Raw genomic sequence first — 22,524 nt, 5'->3', positions numbered from 1 at the left:
CTCCATGAAAGTGCTGGTGTTTCACATCGGGCGCGAACGCTATGCCCTGCCCCTTACCGCGGTGCTGCGGGTGCTGCCGGTGGCGCGCCTGAAGCCGCTGCCGGGCGCGCCGCATTACGTGCCCGGCCTGCTCGACCTGCACGGCGAGGCGATTCCGGTGATCGACCTGTCGCGCCTGGCCGGCACGCCGCCCGAGGCGGTGCGCTACGACACCCGCATCCTGCTGGTGGAGGTGCCCGCGGCCGGCCGCATCCGGCGCCTGGGCCTGAAGGCCGAACGCGTGAGCGGCGTAAGCGCCATCGCGGCCGCGCTGCGCGATGGCGGCGTGCGGGCCGCCCCCTGGCTGGGCCGGGTCGCGCCCGATGCGGACGCCGGCGCCGGCATGCTGCAGCTGATCGAACCGGCGCGCCTGCTGGCGCCCGAGGTGGCGGCGCTGCTGTTCGGCGAGGCCGCGGCATGAACCTGCTGAAACTGCTCGAACTGCTGAAGGCCAGCACCGGCCTGATGCTGTCTGCGGACACCGTCGAGCGCGCCGTGCGCGAGCGCCGGCTGCACCTGCGCGTGGACGCGCACGAGGACTATGCGCCGCTGACCGGCACGCCGGAGTTCGAGGCCCTGGTCGACCTCGTGATCGTGCCCGAGTCCTGGATGTTCCGCGATCCCGACGTGTTCGAGACCGCGCTGCGCTTCGTCCAGCGCCGCCTGCTGAGCCACCCGGGCCGGCCGGTACGCGTGCTGTCCCTGCCCTGCGCCGGCGGCGAAGAGCCGTATTCGATGGCGATGGCGCTGGCGCGCGCCGGCATCCCGCCTTCGCTGTGCCGGATCGACGCGGTCGACCTGTCGCGCGCCGCGCTCGAGCGCGCGCGCCTCGGCCGCTACACCCGCAACGCCTTCCGCGGCGCCGACCTGGCCTTCCGCGAACACTGGTTCCGCCAGGACGGCGACAACTACGTGATCGACGAGTCGCTGCGCCGCTACGTCTGCTTCAGCCAGGGCAACCTCCTGAAGGCCGCGCAACTGGCCGCCGGCGGTCCCTACGACCTGGTGTTCTGCCGTAACCTGCTGATCTATTTCGACGATGCCGGGCGCGCCGCGGCGGCGGCCGCCATCCATGCCCTGCTGCGCGACGACGGCCTGCTGGTGTCCGGCTTCGCCGAGGCGCCGGCGTTCTGCGGCGCGGGCTTCGCGCCGCAGTCGCTGCACACGGCGTATGCCCTGCAGAAGGAAACCGTGGCGACGGTGCGCAGGCGCCCGCGGCCGCCTGCCCTGGAAGCGCAGCCGGAGCGGCCGCGCGCCGGCGCCGCCAAACCGCCCGCGGCGCCCGCACCCGAAACGCCGGCGGTCGCCGCGCTGTTGAAGGATGCGCAGCGCCATGCCGATGCCGGCCGCCTCGCCGAGGCCCACCAGTTCTGCCAGGAAGCCCTGGCCCTGCAGCCCGACCTGGCGCACGCCTGGTTCCTGCTCGGCGTGGTCAGCGACTGCGCCGGCCAACCGCGCGCGGCCGAGCGCCACCTGCGCCGCTGCCTCTACCTGCAGCCCGACCACTATGAGGCGCTGTGCAGCCTGGCCCTGCTGCATGAACAGCTCGGCGACGCGCCTGAAGCGGCCCTGCTGCGCCAGCGCGCCGCGCGCGTGCACGCGCGCCGCCTGGAAGCGGGAGCGCAGCGATGAACGACTGCTGGCGCCGCATCGGCGTGGCGGGCGACCGCAGTTGCGCCGAGCTGGAACACCACGTCCACTGCCGCAACTGCGCCGTGTACGCGGACGCCGCCCAGCGCAACCTGCAGCGCCCGGTCGAGCCGGATTACCGCGACGCCTGGGCGCGCGAACTGGCGCAACCCGAACCGCTCCCGAGCCCCACGGATGCCGCCGCCATGGCCTTCCGCATCGGCGCCGAATGGCTGGCGGTGCCGATGGCGCTGGCCGCCACGGTGGCGCCCCCTGGCGCCGTGCACCGCCTGCCGCACCGCGGCGGCGGCGCCCTGCTCGGCGTGGTCAACGTCGGCGGGCGCGTGCTGCCGGCGGTCTCGCTGGCCGCGCTGCTCGGCATCGACGCCGCCAGCGCCCCGGCGCCGTCCGGCCGCCATGCCTTCGAGCGCCTGCTGGTGCTGGTCCTGAAGGGCCAGCGCATCGCCGTGCCGGTCGCGGAAATGCACGGCATCCTGCGCTACGCCACGGACGCCGTGCGCGCACCGTCCGCCACGCTCGGCCACCTGCCGGCGCCGCTGGTGGCCGGCGTGGTGGCCGACGGCAGCATCGAAGCCGGCCTGCTGGACGCCGCCATGCTGGAACGACAGGTACTGGGACTGCTGCGATGAGCATCGACGACGATTTCGGCGGCGACTTCGGCCACGCATCCGGCGATGACCTGAGCAGCTTCTCGATGCTCGACCTGTTCCGCATGGAGGCGCAGGCCCAGGCGCGCGTGCTCACCGACGGCCTCCTGCGCAGCGAGCGCGCAGCGGACGCCGCGACGCTGGAAGCGATGATGCGCGCCGCCCACTCGACCAAGGGCGCGGCCGCGATCGTCGGGATGGAGCCGATGGTGAGCCTGGCGCACGCGATGGAAGACGTGTTCGTCGCCGCCCAGCAGGGCCGGCTGACGCTCGATCCCGCCGGCGTCGACATCCTGCTGGGCGCGGTCGACCTGATGCGGCAGCTGGCCGGCCTGCCGGAAGCCGAGCTGCCGGACGCCGGGCCGCACGCCGCGCAGCTCGAGCGCACGCTGGCCGCGCTGGCGTCGCTGCACGCCGGCGCGGACGCGGCGCCGGTGCTGGCGCCGCTCACACCCATCCTGCCCGCCGCCTCGGTGGCCTCGGTGGCCTCGACCGCTGCAGCCGCCCCGCAAGCGCCGCCGCCCGCCGCCGCCGCGGCCACGCTGCCCCCCGCGCCCGACGCCGGCAAGGAGCTGCTGACCCTGGCCGGCCAGGCGCGCCTGCATGCCGGCCAGCTGCGTCCCTGGATCGATGGGCTGCAGCGTCACAAGCGCCAGCAGCACGGCGTCCTCAAAGCCCTCGAACAGCTGCAGGAAGCGATTACGGAGAATGGCGACCCGCGCCTGCTGGAACTGGTCCGGCTGGTCGGCCAGCGCGCCCGCCCGCTGCGCGACAGCCTGCAGCGCAGCATCCTCGACGCCGAGCACTACGAGCGCCAGGCCATGGGCGTCGCCACGCGCCTGGTCGACGAGGCGCTCGACCTGCACATGTGCCGCTTCGGCGATGGCATGCACAACCTGCCGCGCATGGTGCGCGACCTCGGGCGCAGCCTCGGCAAGGACGTGCGCCTGGTCATCGATGGCGCCGGCACCATGGTCGACCGCGCCGTGCTGGTGCGCCTCGAGGCGCCGCTCGGCCAGTTGCTGCGCAACGCCGTCGACCACGGCATGGAAACGCCGGCCGAGCGCGCGGCCGCCGGCAAGCCGGCCAGCGGCGTCATACGGCTGGAGGCGCGCCACCGCGGCGGCATGCTGTCGATCGAGGTCAGCGACGACGGCCGCGGCGTCGACCCCGAACGGATCCGCCGCGCCGCGCTCGCGCGCGGCCTGGCGGCGCCCGGCTTCGCGCAGGCGCTGTCGAACCCGGAACTGATGGAATTCCTGTTCCTGCCCGGCTTTTCGCTGAAGGAGGACGCCAACGAGATCTCCGGCCGCGGAGTCGGGCTGGACGTGGTGCACGAGGCGGTGCAGGCCCAGAACGGCACGGTGCGCGTGGACTCCACGCCGGGCCGGGGCTTCCGCACCTCGATCGTGCTGCCGATCACCCAGTCGATCGTGCGCGCGCTGGTGGTCGACGTGCTGGGCGAAGCCTACGCGCTGCCGATCGCGCGCGTCGAGCGCGTGCTGCGCGTGCCGGCCGGCACGGTGCAGACCCTGGCGGGGCGCCAGCATATCGACTACCCGCGGGACAGTGGAGCCGGCCACCTCGGCCTGGTGGCGGCCGGCCGCGTGCTGGAGCTGGGCGAATCGGCCCCGCGCGCCGAGCTGGCGGTGGTGGTGATCGGCGGCCCGCGCGAGCGCTACGGCCTGGTGGTCGACGAGGTGCGCGGCGAGCAGAGCCTGACCGTGCAGCCGCTCGAACCGGTGTTCGGCAAGCTGCGCGACGTCGCCTCCTGCGCCCTGCTCGACGACGGCGGCCCGGTGCTGATCCTGGACGTGCCCGACATGCTGCTGTCGATCGCGCGCCTGCTCGACGCCGGCGAGTCGCTGCAGCCGGCGGCCGGCCACGGCGCGCAGGATGCCGCAAACCGGGCCACGCAGCAGGCCGCGCGCCGCATCCTGGTGGTCGACGATTCGCTCACCGTGCGCGAGATGCAGCGCAAGCTGCTGGCCGCGCACGGCTACCGGGTCGATGTCGCCCTCGACGGCGTCGACGGCTGGAACAGCGTGCGCGCCGGCGCCTATGACCTGGTGATCACCGACATCGACATGCCGCGCCTGGACGGCATCGGCCTGCTCGGCCGCATCCGCCAGGATCCGCGCCTGCAGCGGCTGCCGGTGATGATCGTGTCGTACAAGGACCGCCCGGAAGACCGCGCGCGCGGTCTCGAGGCCGGGGCCGACTATTACCTGGCCAAGGGCGCCTTCCACGACGCCACCCTGCTCGACGCCGTGCGCGACCTGATCGGTGCGCCTTTGCCCGGAAAGTCGCCATGAGAATCGGCATCGCCAGCAACATGCCGGTGGCGGCCGACGCGCTGCGCGAAGTGCTGCTTGCCAGCGGCGAGCACCGCCTGGCCTGGGTCGCGCGCACCGGGGTCGACGCGGTGCGGCTGTGCGCCGACCTGCGGCCCGACCTGGTGCTGATGGACCTCGACATGCCGCTGCTCGACGGCGTCGAAGCGACCCGGCGCATCATGGCGAACGCGCCGTGCGCGATCCTGATCGTGACCGCCAGGCCGCAGGAGAATGTGGGCCAGGTCTTCCGCGCGCTCGGCGCCGGCGCCCTCGACGTGGTGGGGACGCCGGTGCTGCCCGGCCAGCCCGGCTTCGATGCGGCCCTGCTGGCCAAGATCCGCACCATCGGCAAGCTGGTCGCCGGGCGGCCCGCCCCGGTGCCGGTCGGCGCGCCCCATGTGGCCCGGCTGGTCGCGATCGGCGCCTCGACCGGCGGGCCGGTGGCGCTGGCGCGCCTGTTCGCCGGCTGGCAGCCGCCGCCCGACACGGCGGCGGTGGTGATCCAGCACATCGACAGCAGCTTCGCGGCCCGGCTGGTCAAATGGCTGGGCGAGCAGACCTCGGCGAAGGTAGCGGCGATCGCCGACGGCGACCACCTGGCCGGCGGCGTGGTGCAGGTGGCGACCACGGCCGACCACCTGCGCCTGGCGCCCGGCCACCGCCTGCGCTACGACGCCCATCCCCGCGACGAGCTCCACCGCCCCTCGATCGACGTGTTTTTCCGTTCGGTGGCGCGTTACTGGGAACGCGGCGGCGTCGGTGTCCTGCTGACCGGCATGGGGCGCGACGGCGCCGCCGGCCTGCTGGCGATGCGCGAGGCCGGCCAGTCGACCATCGCACAGGACGAGGCCAGCAGCGCCGTGTACGGCATGCCGCGCGCCGCCGCCGAGCTCGGCGCCGCCCAGCACATTTTGCCACTGGACAACATCAGCAAGGCCTTGTCAGGTAAAATCGGCGGCTTGGCGTAAAGACGAAACATCTTGCCCATTCATATTCTTCCTCCGATGTCCGAAGTCAGCCCCTTTCAAACCGAGCAGGACGGCGTCAGCGACCAGGTACGCGTGCTGCTGATCGACGACCAGCTCATCATCGTCGAAGCCGTGCGGCGCATGCTCGCCGGGCATCGCGATATCGCCTTCCATTACGTCACGGACGCCAGGTCCGCGCACGCGGCCGCGCTGGCCCTGCGCCCGACCGTGATCCTGCAGGACCTGGTGATGCCGGGCGCCGACGGTTTCCAGCTGCTGGCCGGCTACCGCGCCGACGACGCCTTGCGCGAGGTGCCGGTGGTGGTGTTGTCGGCCAAGGAAGAAGCGCGGCTGAAGGCGCACGGCTTCGCGGTCGGCGCCAGCGACTACCTGGTCAAGCTGCCCGACCAGCTGGAGCTGGTGGCGCGCATCCGCCACCACTCCCGGGGCTACATCAGCCGGCTGCAGCGCGATGCCGCCTACCGTTCGCTGCGCGCCAGCCAGGACGAACTGGCGCGCGCCAACCTCGAACTGCAGAAGCTGGCCGCGCTCGACGGCCTGACGGGCATCGCCAACCGCCGCCGCTTCGACGAGGCCATCGGCGTCGAATGGCAGCGCGCGCGCCGCCAGCCGGGCCCGCTGTCGCTGCTGCTGTGCGACGTCGACCGCTTCAAGGATTACAACGACGGCCTCGGCCATCCGGCCGGCGACCTGTGCCTGAAAAAGGTCGCGGCCGTGCTGACCGGGCAGCTGAAGCGCCCGGCCGACCTGGCGGCGCGCTACGGCGGCGAGGAATTCGCGATCCTGCTGCCGGACACGGACCTGGCCGGCGCCCTCAAGCTGGCCGAGGATTGCCGCCGCCAGCTCGAGCAGCTGGCGCTGCCGCATCCGACCGCCGCCGGCGGCGTGGTCACGATGTCGATTGGCGTGGCGAGCGCGCTGCCGGCCGAGGCCGGCGAGGTCGATGCGCTGGTGGCGGCCGCCGATACCGCCCTGTACGAGGCCAAGCGCGGCGGGCGCAACCGGGCAGTGGCTGCGGCCTGAATCAGGCGGCCCTGTCAGTCCGTCCGCCGCTCCGGTATCATTCGGGGATGAATGAGATTTCTTACCTTCCGTTTGTGATTGGTGTCGCTGGCGGCAGCGGCAGCGGCAAGTCAACGGTGACCCAGCAGGTGCTGGCTTCGTTCGGCGCGGAGATGGTCTCGGTCGTGATGCAGGACGATTACTACCGCGACCAGTCCGATCTGAGCCCCGAAGTGCGCCGCAAGCAGAATTACGACCATCCGCAGGCCTTCGACTGGCCGCTGCTGGTGGAGCACGTCCGCGCCTTGCGCAATGGCGAAGCGATCGCGATGCCGGAATACGATTTCACGATCGACAACCGTTCCACCAAGACCATTCCGGTCAAACCGGCCCCGGTCATCGTGATCGAAGGCCTGTTTGCCTTGTATGACGCGGACCTGCGCAAGATGATGTCGCTGAAAATCTTTGTCGACACCGCCCCGGACGTCCGCTTCATCCGCCGCATGCAGAGGGATATTGCCGAACGCGGCCGCACGATGGAGAGCATCGTCAGCCAGTACATGGAAACGGTGCGCCCGATGCACAAGCAATTCATCGAGCCGACCAAGCGCCACGCCGATGTCATCCTGCCCCACGGCGCGAATGGCCCGGCAGTCGATGTCATTACCACCAAGGTGGCGAGCGTGATCAGCGAGTTGAAGCGCGGCTGATTGACACGGCCCTGAGTCCAGGCCTTCAGATCATCACCGGTTCCGGTTCCAGCTCCACCCCGAAACGCTCGCGCACATCCGCCTGGATCGCACGCGCCAGCGCCAGCACCTCTTCGCCGCTGGCGCCGCCATTGTTCACCAGCACCAGCGCCTGCTTCGGGTAGACGCCCGCGCGGCCCCTGTTCTTGCCTTTCCAGCCGCACTGGTCGATCAGCCAGCCGGCCGCCAGTTTTTCGCTGCCGTCGGGCTGGCGATGGTGGACCAGGGCCGGCCAGCGTTCCAGCAGGCGGGCGCAGTGCTCGCTCGATACCACCGGGTTCTTGAAGAAGCTGCCCGCATTGCCGATTTCAAGCGGGTCCGGCAGCTTGCGGCGCCGGATCGCGACCACCGCCGCGGACACCTGGCGCGGCGTCGGCCCGGCAAGCCCCTCGGCCTGCAGCGCCTGGGCCAGTTCGGCATAGCGCAGGTTCGCGGTCCAGGCTTTCGGCAGCGCGAACGTCACGTCCAGCACCGCCAGGCCGCGTCCCTCTTCGTGCTTGAACACGCTGTCGCGGTAGGCGAAGCGGCAGGCCGCGGCGTCCATGCTGCGGGTCAGGCCGGTGGCGAAATCGAAGGCGGTCAGCGAGTGGAACAGGTCCTTGACCTCGGCCCCGTAGGCGCCGATGTTCTGGATCGGCGAGGCGCCGACCGTGCCGGGGATCAGCGACATGTTTTCCAGCCCGCCCAGGCCCTGCTCGAGCGTCCACTGCACGAAGCCGTGCCAGTTCTCGCCGGCGCGGGCGCGCACGAGGATGCTGTCCGGCGTCTCGCCGACGATGTCCTTGCCCATCAGGGCCATGTGCAGGACCAGGAGGTCGATGTCTTCCCGCGTGATCAGCAGGTTGCTGCCGCCGCCCAGCACCAGGCGCGGCAGCGCGGCGAGCGCGGGGTCGGCGGCGAGCAGCGCCAGCTGCGCGGGCTCGGTCACGCGCAGATAGCGCCGCGCGCGCGCCGGGATGCCGAAGGTGTTGAACTGCTGGAGGGGAATGTCTTGTTCGATGGGCAGTGCTTGCATGGCTGGGTCCGAAGTTGGCCCGCTGATTATAGTGGGAAACAGGCGACCGGACGCCAAGCCTCTGTGTCGTCCGTTACAATATCGCCATCCATCCCATGCAAAACAAAAGGAAAACACAAGATGCCATCGTTTGATGTGGTCTGCGAAGCAGACATGGTTGAAGTCAAGAACGCCGTCGAAAACTCGAGCAAAGAAATCGAAACCCGTTTCGATTTCAAGGGCACCTCGGCCAAAGTCGAGCAGAAAGACAAGGAAATCACCCTGTTCGGCGACTCCGACTTCCAGATCAGCCAGGTCAAGGACGTCCTGTTGAACAAGATGACCAAGCGCAAAGTCGACGTCCGTTTCCTGGACGAAGGCAAGATCGAGAAGATCGGCGGCGACAAGGTGAAGCAGGTGCTGAAGGTGCGCAACGGCATCGAGTCCGAAGACGCCAAGAAGATCACCAAGCTGATCAAGGAGAGCAAGATGAAGGTGCAAGCCTCGATCCAGGGCGAATCCGTGCGCGTCACCGGCAAGGACCGCGATATCCTGCAGGAAGCGATCGCCTTGCTGCGCAAGGATGTCACCGACCTGCCGCTCGCGTTCAACAACTTCCGCGACTGACAAAACAGGGGTTGCCGGCCCCGCCATTTAACGCACGATCGTGCGCTAAATGGCGCTCTGTAACTGCACTCTCCTGCTGTAAAATGGCGGGCGATTAGTCTATGGCTGTTAAGGAATGCAATGAAACGTGTTGATGATTTCCGCCTGCGTATGGGCAACAAGGAATACGTGCCCATCATGATCGGCGGAATGGGGGTCGATATCTCGACCTCCGAACTGGCGCTGGAAGCGGCGCGTCTGGGCGGCATTGGCCATATTTCCGACGCAATGGTCCCGGACGTGTCGGACCGCAAGTTCGACACGAGCTTCGTCAAGGAAAAGACCAAGCTCTACAAGTTCAACATCAACAACATGGACAAGTCGGTGGTCCAGTTCGACCTCGAGCGCCTGGCCGAGGCGACGCGCCTGCACGTGGGCGCGACCATGCAGGCGAAGAAAGGCGATGGCCTGATCTTCGTGAACTGCATGGAAAAGCTCACCATGAACGCGCCGAAGGAAACGCTGCGCACCCGCCTGTCGGCCGCGCTGGACGCCGGCATCGACGGCATCACCATGTCGGCCGGCCTGCACCTCGGTTCCTTCGAGCTGATCAAGGATCACCCGCGCTTCCGCGACGCCAAGCTGGGCACCATCGTCTCCTCCGTGCGCGCGTTGCAACTGTTCCTGCGCAAGGTCTCGCGCCTGGACCGCCTGCCCGACTACCTCATCGTCGAAGGCCCGCTGGCCGGCGGCCACCTCGGCTTCGGCATCGACGACTGGCAGCAGTACGACCTGCACACCATCATGGACGAGATCCACGCCTTCATGCGCGCCGAACAGCTGGACATTCCGCTGATCGCCGCGGGCGGCATCTTCACCGGCAGCGACGCCGTCGGCTTCCTGGAAAAAGGCGCCGGCGGCGTGCAGGTGGCGACCCGCTTCACCGTGACCCACGAGTGCGGCCTGCCCGACGACGTCAAGCAGGAGTACTACCGCGCCAGCGAGGAAGACATCATCGTCAACGGCGTCTCGCCGACCGGCTATCCGATGCGGATGCTGAAGCAGACCCCGGCGATCGGCTCCGGCATCCGTCCGGGCTGCGAGTCCTATGGCTACCTGCTGGACGCGACCGGCAACTGCGCCTACATTAACTCGTACAACCGCGAGGTGCAGGCGAATCCGGGCTCGAAGGACATCAAGGTCTTCGACAAGACTTGCCTGTGCACTCACATGCGCAACTTCAACTGCTGGACTTGCGGCTCGACCACTTACCGCCTGAAGGACACGACCCACAAGCTGGCCGACGGCAGCTACCAGATCCTGTCCGCAGAGCACGTGTTCAAGGACTACCAGTTCAGCGTAGACAACCAGATCGCCCTGCCGCCGCGCGCGGAAGCAGCCGCCTGATCCAGGCGGAACAGTTCTTCGGAACTGCTGTCCAAAAGCGGTTGGCCTTGCACAGGGGAACCGCATGTTCGATACCGACCCGCCCGCCCACGCCGTCTTCCTGACCGACGACGCGGGCAGCATCACCACCTGGAACAGCGGTTGCGAATCCCTGTTCGGCATGCCTGCCGAGCGTGTCCTCGGCCGTCCCGTCACCAGCCTGTTCGTCGCCAGCGCGCGTGACGCCTGGACCGCCGGATGGGCCGCCCTCGCCCAGCGCCCCGAAGGCGCCCAGCTCAACGCCGACCTGCACTGCAGCGACAACCGCATCTTCGCCACCGCCCTGGCGCTGGCCCCGCAATTCAGCGCCGGCGGCAAGCTGCTCGGCTGTGCGGTCTCCGTGACCACCGAATTCGAACGCGGCGTGCCGGAATCCGAGCACGTGGCGCGCACCCCGCTGTCGGCCGTGGTCGACCTCTTCCCCGGCACCTTCTACGCCCTCAACCGCGAGGGCCGCTTCGTGCTGTGGAACCACAATGTCGAGCGCCTGAGCGGGATGGCGCCCGAAGAGCTGGCGGCCGCGCGCGCCTCCGACCTGCTCGACCTGGCCCAGCGTCCCCTGCTGAACGACGCGATCCGCCGCGTGTTCGACGACGGCGCCGAGATGAAGCTCGAAGTCGACTACATGGCCAGGAACGGCCGGGAGATTCCGGTCCTGTTGTGCGGCGCGCGGGTCCACTGCAACGGCGGCGACTACGTGTTTGGCGTCGGCATCGACATCGGCGAGCGGCGCCAGCGCGAAGAGCAGCTGCGCCTGCGCGAGCGCGCCCTGCACGCGGCCAGCAACGGCATCGTGATCGCCCGCAACGACGGGCCGGACAATCCGATCGAATACGTCAACCCGGCCTTCGAGCGCATCAGCGGCTACAGCGCGGCGGAATCGATCGGACGCGACCCCCGCTTCATGGCCGCGCCGAACATGGACAGCGGCGAGCGTATCGAGCTGCGCGAGGCGATCCTGGCCAAGCGCCCGGTCAACGTGGTGCTGCGCAACCTGCGCAAGGATGGCGACCTGTTCTGGAACGACCTGAGCATCACGCCGGTCCACGACGAGCACGGGGTCGTGACCCATTTCATCGGCGTCATCAACGACGTCACCGCGGCCATGCAGCGCACCGCCCACCTCGAGCACGAGGTCAACCACGACCCCTTGACCGGACTGGCCAACCGCAACCTGCTGTGGGATCGGCTGGAGCAGGCTCTGCACGTGGCGCAGCGCCAGAAATCGCTGGTCGCGACCGTGCTGATGGACCTGAACAACTTCAAATCCATCAACGATACCCTGGGCCACGAAGCCGGCGACGTGGTGCTGAAAGTGGTGGCGCGGCGCCTGCAGGCCTCGGTGCGCGACAGCGACACGGTGGCGCGCATGTCGGGCGACGAATTCGTGCTGGTGCTGGCCAACCAGCCTTCGCTGCGCTTCACGCTGCGCATGGTGGAGCGGCTGCGCCAGAGCTTCGCGATTCCGGTCTCCTTCAACGGCCGCGAGATCGCGGTCGGCGCCAGCGTCGGCGTGGCGCTCTACCCGCACGACGGCAGCACCGCCGCCGAACTGGTGCGCGCGGCCGACGTCGCGATGTACCACGGCAAGGGCAACGCTCACAACGACGTGCATTTCTTCTCGGCCGACATGCGCTCGAGCAGCGACGCCAAGCGCAAGATCGAGGAGGGCCTGCACCATGCGCTCGAGAACGACGAGCTGTTCCTGCTGTACCAGCCGCGCGTCTCGCTGCGCAGCGGCAGGGTGATGGGCTTCGAGGCCCTGCTGCGCTGGCGCCATCCGGAGCACGGGGTGTTGGCGCCAAGCCGCTTCCTGTCGGAGGCGGAAGAGAACGGCGTGATCGTGCCGATCGGCCAGCGTGTGCTGGACCAGGCCTGCGCCTTCGCCGCCCAGCTTCGCCAGCTTGGCGTGCAGGATGTGCCGGTCACCGTCAACGTCTCCTATCGTGAATACAGCCAGGGCGACTTCGTCGAAAGCCTGTCGGCGCTGCTGGCGCGCCACGCGCTGCCCGCCGACAGCCTGCAGCTCGACCTGTCGATCGACGGCCTGCTGCGCAATCCCGGGTTGGGGCGCGACCTGTCGCGCCAGCTGCGCGCGCTCGGCGTGAGCCTGTCGGTGGACGGCTTCGGCGCCGGCCAGTGCGACCTCGCCTACCTGCAGCAGCTCGAAGCCGGCCAGCTCAAGCTGTCGCACACCTCGGTGCAAGACATCGGGGACGGCAGCAGCGCCCTGGTGAAGAGCCTGATCGACATCGGCCACAACCTGAACATGGAAGTGGTCGGCGAAGCCGTGGAGACCGGCTCGCAGGCGGCTTTCCTGAAGTCCTACGGCTGCGACCAGATGCAGGGGGTATGGTTCAGCGAGCCGCTGGCGGCGGAGGCGGCGAAGGAGCTGTTGCGGTCTCGCCAGCCAGCGTAAGCCGACCGCTCAGCCTTCGCTCGTGATCCGCTGGACCAGCGCCCCCAGCACCTCCTCCGCCATCTCGTTCGACACCTGGCAGGTTCCCGCATTCTCGTGCCCGCCGCCGCCGTATTCCAGCATCAGCGCGCCGATATTGGTGTTCGAACTGCGGTTCAGGATCGACTTGCCGGTAGCGAAGACCGTGTTCTGGTTCTTCAGGCCCCACAGCACGTGGATCCAGATATTCGTCTCCGGGAACAGGGCGTAGATGAGGAAGCGGTTGCCGGCGAAGATGGTCTGTTCCTCGCGCAGGTCGAGCACGACCAGGTTCTGGTGGACCCTGGCGCGGCGGCGGATCTGCTGCTTGCACAGTTCGTTGTGCTCCATGTACAGCGCGGTGCGCTCCTGCACGTCGGGCAGCTTCATGATCTGTTCGATGCCGAGCGTGCGGCAATGGTCGATCAGCGCCATCATGAGCTGGTAGTTCGAGATCCGGAAATCGTGGAAGCGGCCCAGGCCGGTACGCGCATCCATCAGGAAGTTCAGCAGGCTCCAGCCGGAGGGATCGAGTACCTCCTCGCGCGAAAAGCGGGCGGCGTCGGCCTTGTCGACCGCCTCCATCATGCCCTGCCAGGCGGCCGGGAAGGCGCGTGCGCCGCCATAGTAGTCGTACACCACCCGCGCCGCCGATGGCGCCCGGGGATCGATCACATGGTTCTCGCGGCGGCCGATGTTGCGGATGGTTTCCGACAGGTGGTGGTCGAAAGCCAGGTGGGCGCCGGCCACGTAGGGCAGATTGGTAGTGATGTCCTGCGGGCCGATCGCGATCTTCCCATCCTGCATGTCTTTCGGATGGACAAACAGGATGTCGTCGATCAGGTCGAGGTGCTTGAGCAGGACGGCGCAGACCAGGCCGTCGAAGTCGCTGCGGGTAACGAGGCGGTAGCGTTGGGGAACGGTCGACACGGCTTTCCCTTTCATTTCATGAGGAACGAATAACGGGCTGGCGCGGCCAAGGCGGTCGTCCATCATACATTGCAAATTTGCATCTTTCAAAGTGCAATTGCAACTGCCTTGCAGCCCATTCCCTCCATATTGCAGACTGTCGCATTCCCCTGGCATTCCCGGCGGCCGGGAATTAAAGTTGCAACATCCCAACAGTCACGCTGGGAGGCAGAACGGGTTTTTCCGCTGGCTTATCGAGCCAGCAGTTACACTCGTCGATTCGATTACCGTTTGAACAAGAAGAGCTCCATGCAGACCCGGCGTTCGACCCAGCAATATTTTTCCAATACCCTGTCGTGGCTGGTTCACGCGTTCGACGCGGTTGCGACCTGGGTGACGCAACTGTCGTGGTGGAAGTTTTTCCTGTTTGCCGCGCTGATGCTGGTTGCCGGGAAGATCCTGCAGGACGAGCTGTTCTCCGGCGGCGAGGAAGAAATCACGCGCACGGAACGCAATACGCGCAAGGCCGAGCCGGCCATCATGATCGACGACAGCGGCATCCACATCAACCCGCGCGTCAAGCGCCGCGGCAACGACGAAAAGCAGGACAAGGCGGCCGATGCCGCCGGCAGGATCGCCGAGAACGCGCTCAAGCATGCCGAAGACGCCAGCAAGGCTGCTGTCGAGGCCGGCAAGAATGCCGAGGAAGCCGGCGCCAACGCGGAGGAAGCCGGCAAGGCCGCCGGCGCGGCTGTCCCGCCCCTGCCGCCGCAGCCGCCGGCGCTGCGCGGCAAGGGCAACGCCGCCCATCCGGGTTCCAAGCTGATCCGCGGGAACGGCGATGAAGTCCACATCGACCTGCCGCCGCAGATCGGCGAAGAATTGTCCGATGCGATCGAGGCGGCCGTCGACGACGCCGCCGAAGCCAAGGCCCGCAGCTACCACAAGCAGGCCTCGACCTGGTTCACCAGCTTCGTCTGGCTACTGGTGATGGCGCTGTTCGGCACCAAGGCCCTGATGGGTGGAAAGAAGCGCGCCGAAGCGGAGATGCAGAGCGCCACCGCGGTCGCCGAACGCGAATCGATGCAGCGCCAGCTGTCGGAAGCCCGGATGGCGGCCATGCAGGCCCAGGTCGAGCCGCACTTCCTGTTCAACACCCTGGCCTCGGTCGAACACCTGATCGAGACCGACCCGCCGCGCGCCTCGGCCATGCAGCGCACCCTGATCCAGTACCTGCGCGCCGTGATCCCGCAGATGCGCGACGCCAATCTCACCACCAGCCTCGGCCGCGAAGTCGACATGGTCACCTCCTACCTCGATCTGCTGAAGATGCGCATGGAGGAACGCCTGACGGTCGACCTGCAGGTGCCGGAAGGCCTGCGCAGCGCGGCCTTCCCGCCGATGATGCTGCAGTCGATGGTCGAGAACGCGATCAAGCACGGCCTGGAGTGCAAGCCCGAGGGCGGCCACCTGGCAGTGAAGGCCGAGATCGCCGACAGCAAGCTGCGCGTCACCGTGGCCGACAATGGCGTCGGCTTCGGCGTGATGCCGAGCAAGGGCACGGGCCTGGGGCTGTCGAACATCCGCGAACGCCTCAAGCTGCTGCACGGCGAAGCCGGGCAGCTGCACATCGCCGCCAACATCCCGAGCGGCGTGATCGCGACCATCGAGGTGCCTTATCAACTGGCGTCTAAATGATTGCCCTGCGGCCGATTTCGTTGAATAATCGTCACTCTTCCACTTATCCTTTTTGCCATGCCTACCGCAATCATTGCCGATGACGAAAGACTGATGCGCGATCTGCTCCGTACCCGCCTGTCCCAGGTATGGCCGGAACTCGAGATCGTCGGCGAGGCCAAGAACGGCGACGAAGCCGTGCAACTGGTGTCCGCGCTGAAGCCGGACCTGACCTTCCTCGACATCCGCATGCCTGGCAAGACCGGGATGGAAGCGGCGCGCGACATCGGCGGCGCCAGCCAGATCGTGTTCGTCACCGCCTACGACCAGTACGCGGTCGAGGCGTTCGAGCGCGGCGCGGTCGACTACGTGCTGAAACCGCCCGAGCCGGAGCGCCTGCAGATCACGGTCGAACGCCTGAAGGAGCGCCTGTCGACGCCGGGCGGCCAGGCATCCGCCAGCGCCAACGTCAGCGATACCGTCACCGCCATGCTGTCGCAGCTGGCCGAGAAGATCGCCGCGCCGAAGCCGAAGTACCTGCAATGGATCCAGGCCAGCATCGGCCAGGACCTGCGCATGATCCCGGTCGAGGAGATCCTGTTCTTCCGCTCCGACGAAAAGTACACCTGCGTGCAGACCGAGAAGTTCGAAGCCCTCATCAGGAAGCCGGTGCGCGACCTGGCCGATGAGCTCGACCCCTCGCTGTTCTGGCAGATCCACCGCGCGACCCTGGTCAACGTCAACGCGATCGAAGGCGTGACGCGCGACATCCGCGGCCGTCACCTTGTGCTCATCAAGGGCCGTCCGGACAAGCTCGAAGTCAGCCGCAGCTTCCTGCATTTGTTCAAACAGATGTAAATCAAGCCACACCCGAGCCCTGCCGCGTAAGGTAGATGCCGAGCCCGCCCTGCGGGCCGTTTTTCATAGGCATCCATGAAACGACAGCGCCTTCGCTCGACTGCCAGGGCCGCGACCTGCTTCCTGATCGGGCTCGCGGCCGGCCGCCGGCTGGGCCGCCAGTCCCCCGGAGATTCCGACACCGTGCCGGCCAGCCGCAAGATCGTCAACGACGCCAACGACGCCATCGTCTCCGCCGACGGCGACTACCGGATCGTCATGGCCAACCCGGCCGCCGCCGTGCTGTTCGGCACCACCGTCGAGGCGATGGTCGGCAGCCCGCTGACGCGCTGGGTCGAGTCGGCCGAGGGCGCCGCCGATGCCGAGGAGCCGCTCGACTACTTCCGCGCCGGCAGCGGCCGCGCCGGGCGCCGCGCCACCGACTATGCCGTGACCGGCCTGCGCGCCGACGGCCAGCGCTTTCCCGTCGAGGGTTCGATCTCGCGCGGCAACGACGGCGCGTCCTTCTACACCATCATCATGCGCGACGTCTCGGAGCGCCAGCGGGTGCAGGACAAGCTGACCCGCTCGCATGACCAGTTGCGCCAGCTGTCGGCCGCCCTGCAGACCATCCGCGAAGAAGAGCGCACCCACATCGCGCGCGAGCTGCACGACGACCTCGGGCAGATCCTGGCCTCGCTGCGCATGGACCTGACCCTGCTGCAACAGACCGACGGCATTCCGGACGACAGCCTGCACCTGATGCGCGGCATGGAGCAGAACCTGCTGACGGCAATCACCTCGCTGCGCCGCATCGCCACCAACCTGCGCCCGCGCGCCCTCGACGAGGGCGGCCTGTATTTCGCCCTGAAAGGCCTGTGCGACGATTTCGTCGAGCGCTACAACATCCCCTGCACCCTGCTGGCCGACGAGGCCGAGCTGCGCCTGGACGATGCGGCCAGCACCGCGATCTTCCGCATCGTGCAGGAGGCGCTGACGAATATCGCCCGCCATGCCCAGGCCAGCAGCGTGACCATGACCCTGTTCCGCTCGAACAGCGAGCTGCTGGTCACGATCCGCGACGACGGCCGCGGCATCCGTCCAGAAGACATGGAAAAGGCCGAGTCGCTGGGCCTGATCGGCATGCGCGAGCGGGTCTGGGCCATGCACGGCGAAATCAGCGTCAGCGCCGACGAGCCGCCCGGCACCCGGATCGACATCGTTCTGCCGGTGCACGCGCACCTGGTGTAGTTTCTCTTTGTCATGAAGAGGACATATCTCTTCAATAAGATGCAGCTCGTTTCATGATCTGTTTCACATCTTATTGGAGAGTTTCGAATGCAAGTCAAACGCCTGGCCGCCGCCGCCGCTGTTTCCGCCATCGCCGTCACCCCGCTGGTAGCCAGCGCCCAGACCAACGTGCAACTGTACGGTGTCCTCGACGCCGCCATCTCGTCCCAGGACGTGGGCGGTCCGGACGGCCGCACCACCGTGGTCAACTCGGGTAACCAGTCGAGCAGCCGCTTCGGCTTCCGCGGCACCGAAGACCTGGGCAATGGCCTGAAAGCGATCTTCAACCTCGAAGCAGGCACCTCGATCGACACCGGCGCCGGCGACTCCGCCCTGTTCGGCCGCCGCGCCGTGGTCGGTCTGGAAGGCGGCTTCGGCAGCCTGACCCTGGGCCGCGAATACTCGCCGATCGCCGCCATCGCCGGCGCCACCGACGCCTTCGGCCAGGGCTTCTACGGCAGCAACCTGTCGGCCTTCACCAGCAACCGCCTGACCCGCCGCCTGGCCAACTCGGTCAACTACAAGTCGCCGTCGTGGTATGGCCTGAAGGTGCTGGCCGCTTACTCGGCTGGCGAAGTCACCACCGCCAACACCCCGTCGGGCGACCTGAAGGGCGTCGGCGTCGAATATGCACTGGGCAACCTGTACGCGGGCGCGGCTTACCACGAGATCAACCGCGTGGCGGCCGGCAAGGACAAGGAATCGGCGATCGGCGCCGCCTACAAGTTCGACCAGCTGGGCGGCTTCGAGATCAAGGGCAACTGGATGGAAGCCGACCGCGAAGGCACGGCCGCCAAGTACAAGCAAGTCAATCTGGGCGGCTCGATGCCCTTCGGCCAGCACCGCGTGTACGCCAACTACCAGCAGCAGAAACAGGGCGTCGCCAAGGGCAACAGCTGGGCGCTGGCCTACACCTACTCGCTGTCGAAGCGCACCAACCTGTACGCCAGCTACGCCAGCCTGGACAACAACAGCAACGCCGTGTTCGGCCTGAGCTCGTCCTCGATCACGATCGCCCCGGCCGCGACCAGCCTGGGCGCGGATCCGGATGTGTTCTCGCTGGGTCTGCGCCACACCTTCTAAGCGTTTACAAAACACCGTAAACTGCGGCGCTTTTCGCGCCGATTTCGCAACAAGGACAGGTGAATGTGATTAACTCGCCATATGCGAACAATCCTTTCACCTCTCGCGCTCCTGCTTGCGTGTGCGATCCTGCTGTGCACGACGTGGACGCCGGCCGCATCGGCGGCGCCCCCATCGCCGGCGCCGATCAACGTCGCCACCTATAACCTGCGCAATAGCCACGCCGACGATGGCCCCAACGCCTGGCCCGCCCGCAAGGACATGGTCAAGGCGCTGATCCGCTATCACGGCTTCGATATCTTCGGCACGCAGGAAGGCTATGCCGACCAGATCGCCGACCTGGCGCAGATGGAAGAATTCGAACATGTCGGCGTCGGCCGCGACGACGGCAAGGACGCCGGCGAGCATTCCGCGATCTTCTTTCGCAGGAGCCGCTTCGCGCTGCTGGGCAAGGGCGATTTCTGGCTCAGCGAAACGCCCGACCGCCCCTCCTTCGGCTGGGATGCCCGCTGCTGCCACCGTCTCGCGTCATGGGCGCGCCTGCGCGAGCGCGGCAGTTCGCGCGTGCTGTTCGTCTTCTCGGTGCATTTTGACCACGAAGGGGAAGTCGCGCGGCGCGCCTCGGCCGATCTGATGCTGAGGAAGATCACCGAGATCGCCCGCGGCGAACCGGCCATTTGCGTGGGCGACTTCAATTCGACCCCGGAGACGGTGCAGATGCAGACGATAGCGAAGGCGATGGGGGATAGCCGCCGTCTCAGCAAGGCGCCGCCGTATGGGCCGGATGGCACGTTCAACGGCTTCCGTTTCGATCAGGCGCCGAGCGAGCGGATCGACTATGTGTTCGTCGACCGGCATTTCGATGTGCTCAAGTATGCGGCCTTGAGCGACTCGCTCGACCAGCGCTATCCCTCGGACCATTTTCCGGTCGTGGCACGCGTCGTGTTCAAGTAGACGGCGATTTGCGCTGGTTGTTCATTTCTCTATTGAGTTCGGGCTTGAGTGACCCATGTAGGGTCACGATACATCTCGAACCATGGAGGAGAACGCCTTGAAACGCATCTTTGCATTGTGGCGCATGGTCGCCGGCCAGGACCTGCGCCTGCTATGGTTCGCTATCCGGCATGAAAGCCGTCCGGCCTGGTTGTTGCCGGGGCTGGCTGTCCTGGGACTGTTTGCCGTCGAGCCGGCGAATTTCGCCCTGCCCGTGCTCGGCGCCGTCGATGAGCTCGTGCTCGTGCCGCTGCTTCTGCACGGCATGGTAAAAATGCTGCCCGCGCAGGTCCTCGACGGTTTTGGGCGCGCGTATGCCGGGCGCCCGCGGCGCCGGGCTTGAGCGGCACAGTCAGATGGACGCCTGAAGCAAAGCACTCGCAGTCGAAGCGCGAGGCTCCTGGCTGAACTTCGCCGACAGCACGCGGTGGACTTTGTCGATGTCGACTGGCTTGGTCAGGTGGATGTCGAAACCCGCCGCGAGGCTGCGCGCCTGATCGGCCTCGCTGCCCCAGCCGGTGAGCGCCACCAGCATGCGGGCCTGCGCGCCCGGCAAGGTCCGTAACAGGGAGGCTGTCTCGTAGCCATTCATGCCCGGCATGCCGATGTCGAGGAACACCACCTCTGGATCATGCCGCTTTACCATCTCGACCGCCGTCTGCCCGTCGTGCGCGAGGAATACCTCGTGGCCGCTCATGTCCAGCACCATGGCCATGGTCTCGGCCGCATCGCGGTTGTCGTCGACGACCAGCACGCGGTGGCGCCCGGTGCTGCCCGGACTCGAAGGCGATGCGACCTCGACCGGCTCCGGTGCGTCCGCACGCGGCAGCCAGATGCGGAACAGGCTGCCGGCGCCCGGGCCGGCGCTCTCGGCGGCGACGCGGCCACCGTGCATCTCGACCAGGCTCTTGACGACGCTCAGGCCGATGCCCAGTCCGCCCTGCGCGTGGTCCAGGTGCTGCGGCACCTGCGTGAACCGGTTGAAAACGTGCTCGAGCATGTCGGGCGGGATGCCGATGCCCGTGTCCGCCACCTCGATGAGCAGCATGTCCGGCTGCGTGGCCTCGCCACCCCGCAGCGACACGCGTCCTCCGCGTGGCGTGTACTTCGCCGCGTTGTTAAGCAGGTTACCCACCACCTGTACCAGCCGTGTCGGGTCGCCGGTGACCCGCAGCGCCGGATCCACATGGTCCAGAATGACTTCATGGCCCTGCGCGTCGAGCAGGGCCTGCGTGCCCTCCAGCGCCTGTTCGAGTACCGATTGCAGCGAAAGCGGATCCTGCCGCAGCAGGATCTTGCCCTGCCGGATGCGGGCGATGTCGAGCAGGTCGTCGACCAGGTGCACCATGTGATCGAGCTGGCGTTGCATGATGTTCAGCACCAGCTTCGCCTGGCTCGGCAGCTCGCTTTTGATGTTCTGCAGCAGGTGCAGCCCGGTGCGCAAAGGTGCGAGCGGGTTGCGCAACTCGTGCGCGAGCGTGGCCAGGAAGTCGTCCTTCTGGCGATCGGCAAGCTTGAGCGCCTCGCGTGTGCGTACGTAGTTGGTAATGTCGACACAAGCGCCGGTCATTGTCTTCGCACGGCCCGCCTGGTCAAGGAGGGTCCGGCCGCGATCGTACAGCCAGTGCACCGAACCATCCGGGTACACCACCCGGAATTCCATCTCGAAATCGTCACCGGCATCGCGGCAGCGCTCGCAGCGGCGAATAACCTCGGCACGGTCGTCCGGATGAACCAGGGCGATGAATTGGTCGAGGCTACGCACTGCCTCCCCTGGGCGCAGGCCGAACAGGCGGTCGAGCGCGTCGTCCCAGGTGAGCCGGTTGTCCTGGATATCCCAGTGGAAGGTGCCGGTGTGGCTGGCCTCCAGCGCCATCTCCATCGCCAGTTCGGCGGTCTTGCGGCTGGTGATGTCCATGGCCGTGCCGTTGGCGCGCACACAGCGGCCGGCGTCGTCGAATAGTCCGCGTCCCTTGGCCGCAATCCAGCGAACCCGGCCGTCGTCGCGTCCCACGGTGCGGTACTCGACGTTGTACAGCTCGCGCCGCTGCGGATCGCAGGCCGCCGCGAATGCGCGGGCCACTGTCGCCCGGTCGTCCGGATGCAGGCCCGCGAAGAAGTCGTCCAGCGACAGCGCTTCATCGGTCGAGATGCCGAACATGGTGCGCAGCCCCGGTTGCCAGATCAGGCTGCCATCGAGAACGTTCACGTCCCAGAACGCGATCTCGGAAGCGGCGGTGGCCAGGCGCAGGCGTTCTTCGCTCTCGGCCAGGGCCTGCTGCGCCGCGCTCGCGGCGCGTGCCTTGTCCGCGAGCGTCACCGTCGAGGTGGTTTCGATCGCCACGCAGAAGATGCCCGCGACCTGCCCGCCGTCATCCAGCAAGGGCGTGTAGGTGAAGCTGAAATAGTGCGGTCCGGAGGTTTCGCGGCCGGCCAACTGGAACGGCTTGTTGTCGAATGACAGCGCCTCGCCGCGCATGACGGCCTCGTTCAGCGGCCGTAATTCGTCCCAGATCTCGCTCCATACCTCGGCCATCGGATGGCCGAGCGCATCGGGATGCTTGTCGCCGAGGATCGGAATGTAACCGTCGTTGTAGAGCGAGATGTAGCGTGGTCCCCAGCCGATGAACATGGGCTGCTGCGCGCGCAGGATCAGGCTCACGGCCGTCTTCAGGGACAGAGGCCATGATTCCACTGCGCCAAGCGGCGTGGTCGACCAGTCGTGGCAACGGATCAGTGCGCCCATAGCGCCACCACCGCGCAGGTGCGGCTGGTCGGGAAGGTCGATCATCGGTATGGCTCAATATAGCGACGGCGCAGGAGCGATTCGCACAGGTTGC

At 67.6% G+C, this 22,524-nt stretch carries 19 protein-coding genes; 16 read left to right on the top strand and 3 right to left on the bottom strand.

All coding sequences use genetic code 11. From position 1 onward, the window contains the following. Positions 1-4 precede the first annotated feature (4 nt). From AM586_RS23440 to udk, 7 genes are read left to right on the top strand one after another with little or no spacing between them, the layout of a single operon-like run. Positions 5-460: a chemotaxis protein CheW gene (locus AM586_RS23440; RefSeq protein WP_047823072.1), complete on the top strand. Its 456-nt coding sequence runs from the start codon at positions 5-7 to the stop codon at positions 458-460. Continuing rightward, complete coding sequence (locus tag AM586_RS23435) at positions 457-1,671, top strand: CheR family methyltransferase (RefSeq protein ID WP_047823073.1); 1,215 nt, start codon at positions 457-459, stop codon at positions 1,669-1,671. Before AM586_RS23440 ends, AM586_RS23435 begins: the two co-directional genes overlap by 4 nt. Further along, complete coding sequence (locus AM586_RS23430) at positions 1,668-2,318, top strand: chemotaxis protein CheW (RefSeq protein WP_047823075.1); 651 nt, start codon at positions 1,668-1,670, stop codon at positions 2,316-2,318. Before AM586_RS23435 ends, AM586_RS23430 begins: the two co-directional genes overlap by 4 nt. After that, the gene (locus AM586_RS23425) at positions 2,315-4,651 is read left to right on the top strand and encodes a hybrid sensor histidine kinase/response regulator (RefSeq protein ID WP_047823077.1); all 2,337 of its coding nucleotides are present in this window, start codon (positions 2,315-2,317) and stop codon (positions 4,649-4,651) included. Before AM586_RS23430 ends, AM586_RS23425 begins: the two co-directional genes overlap by 4 nt. Continuing rightward, complete coding sequence (gene cheB, locus AM586_RS23420) at positions 4,648-5,640, top strand: chemotaxis-specific protein-glutamate methyltransferase CheB (protein WP_047823078.1); 993 nt, start codon at positions 4,648-4,650, stop codon at positions 5,638-5,640. The genes AM586_RS23425 and cheB overlap by 4 nt, the downstream gene beginning before the upstream one ends. A gap of 12 nt (positions 5,641-5,652) precedes the next feature. After that, a complete protein-coding gene (locus tag AM586_RS23415; protein ID WP_307163105.1) occupies positions 5,653-6,684 on the top strand; it encodes a diguanylate cyclase in 1,032 nt (343 codons plus the stop codon). A gap of 47 nt (positions 6,685-6,731) precedes the next feature. Then, the gene (gene udk / locus AM586_RS23410) at positions 6,732-7,373 is read left to right on the top strand and encodes a uridine kinase (protein WP_047823080.1); all 642 of its coding nucleotides are present in this window, start codon (positions 6,732-6,734) and stop codon (positions 7,371-7,373) included. Positions 7,374-7,398: 25 nt separating this feature from the next. On the opposite strand, the gene murB is transcribed toward udk, so the two are convergent. Next, positions 7,399-8,427, bottom strand: a complete 1,029-nt coding sequence (gene murB / locus AM586_RS23405; RefSeq protein ID WP_047823082.1) for a UDP-N-acetylmuramate dehydrogenase — start codon at positions 8,425-8,427, stop codon at positions 7,399-7,401. 120 nt (positions 8,428-8,547) lie between these two features. On the opposite strand from murB, the gene AM586_RS23400 reads away from it, so the two are divergent. The 3 genes from AM586_RS23400 to AM586_RS23390 all read left to right on the top strand — a co-directional run bounded on the left by AM586_RS23400 (position 8,548) and on the right by AM586_RS23390 (position 12,877). Continuing rightward, the gene (locus tag AM586_RS23400) at positions 8,548-9,033 is read left to right on the top strand and encodes a YajQ family cyclic di-GMP-binding protein (RefSeq protein WP_047823084.1); all 486 of its coding nucleotides are present in this window, start codon (positions 8,548-8,550) and stop codon (positions 9,031-9,033) included. A gap of 120 nt (positions 9,034-9,153) precedes the next feature. Beyond that, the gene (locus AM586_RS23395) at positions 9,154-10,419 is read left to right on the top strand and encodes a nitronate monooxygenase (protein ID WP_047823087.1); all 1,266 of its coding nucleotides are present in this window, start codon (positions 9,154-9,156) and stop codon (positions 10,417-10,419) included. Between the two features lie 64 nt (positions 10,420-10,483). After that, the gene (locus AM586_RS23390) at positions 10,484-12,877 is read left to right on the top strand and encodes a bifunctional diguanylate cyclase/phosphodiesterase (RefSeq protein WP_047823089.1); all 2,394 of its coding nucleotides are present in this window, start codon (positions 10,484-10,486) and stop codon (positions 12,875-12,877) included. 9 nt (positions 12,878-12,886) lie between these two features. On the opposite strand, the gene AM586_RS23385 is transcribed toward AM586_RS23390, so the two are convergent. After that, the gene (locus tag AM586_RS23385; RefSeq protein WP_047823091.1) at positions 12,887-13,840 is read right to left on the bottom strand and encodes an exopolyphosphatase; all 954 of its coding nucleotides are present in this window, start codon (positions 13,838-13,840) and stop codon (positions 12,887-12,889) included. Positions 13,841-14,113: 273 nt separating this feature from the next. Here AM586_RS23385 and AM586_RS23380 point away from each other — a divergent pair, with 273 nt between their 5' ends. From AM586_RS23380 to AM586_RS23355, 6 genes are all read left to right on the top strand, one after another. Further along, complete coding sequence (locus tag AM586_RS23380; protein WP_047823192.1) at positions 14,114-15,502, top strand: sensor histidine kinase; 1,389 nt, start codon at positions 14,114-14,116, stop codon at positions 15,500-15,502. Between the two features lie 57 nt (positions 15,503-15,559). Beyond that, positions 15,560-16,339 (top strand): LytTR family DNA-binding domain-containing protein, encoded by a 780-nt coding sequence (locus tag AM586_RS23375; RefSeq protein WP_047823093.1) that lies wholly within the window; start codon positions 15,560-15,562, stop codon positions 16,337-16,339. Positions 16,340-16,414: 75 nt separating this feature from the next. Beyond that, a complete protein-coding gene (locus tag AM586_RS23370; protein WP_082439494.1) occupies positions 16,415-17,569 on the top strand; it encodes a PAS domain-containing sensor histidine kinase in 1,155 nt (384 codons plus the stop codon). Positions 17,570-17,656: 87 nt separating this feature from the next. Continuing rightward, entirely contained in the window at positions 17,657-18,691 is a 1,035-nt protein-coding gene (locus AM586_RS23365; protein WP_047823095.1) for a porin, read from the top strand. A gap of 81 nt (positions 18,692-18,772) precedes the next feature. Next, positions 18,773-19,645 carry an endonuclease/exonuclease/phosphatase family protein gene (locus AM586_RS23360; RefSeq protein ID WP_047823096.1) on the top strand — a complete coding sequence of 291 codons (873 nt, stop codon included), beginning with the start codon at positions 18,773-18,775 and terminating at the stop codon, positions 19,643-19,645. Between the two features lie 97 nt (positions 19,646-19,742). Beyond that, a complete protein-coding gene (locus AM586_RS23355; protein WP_052233361.1) occupies positions 19,743-20,027 on the top strand; it encodes a hypothetical protein in 285 nt (94 codons plus the stop codon). Positions 20,028-20,036: 9 nt separating this feature from the next. On the opposite strand, the gene AM586_RS23350 is transcribed toward AM586_RS23355, so the two are convergent. Continuing rightward, a complete protein-coding gene (locus AM586_RS23350) occupies positions 20,037-22,475 on the bottom strand; it encodes a PAS domain-containing protein (protein WP_052233351.1) in 2,439 nt (812 codons plus the stop codon). Positions 22,476-22,524 lie beyond the last annotated feature (49 nt).

Origin of the sequence: Massilia sp. WG5, from assembly GCF_001412595.2 — a bacterium.
Lineage (GTDB): Bacteria > Pseudomonadota > Gammaproteobacteria > Burkholderiales > Burkholderiaceae_D > Telluria.
Note: the sequence above shows the minus strand (reverse complement) of the source record. Positions and strands in the feature narration are given on the sequence as shown.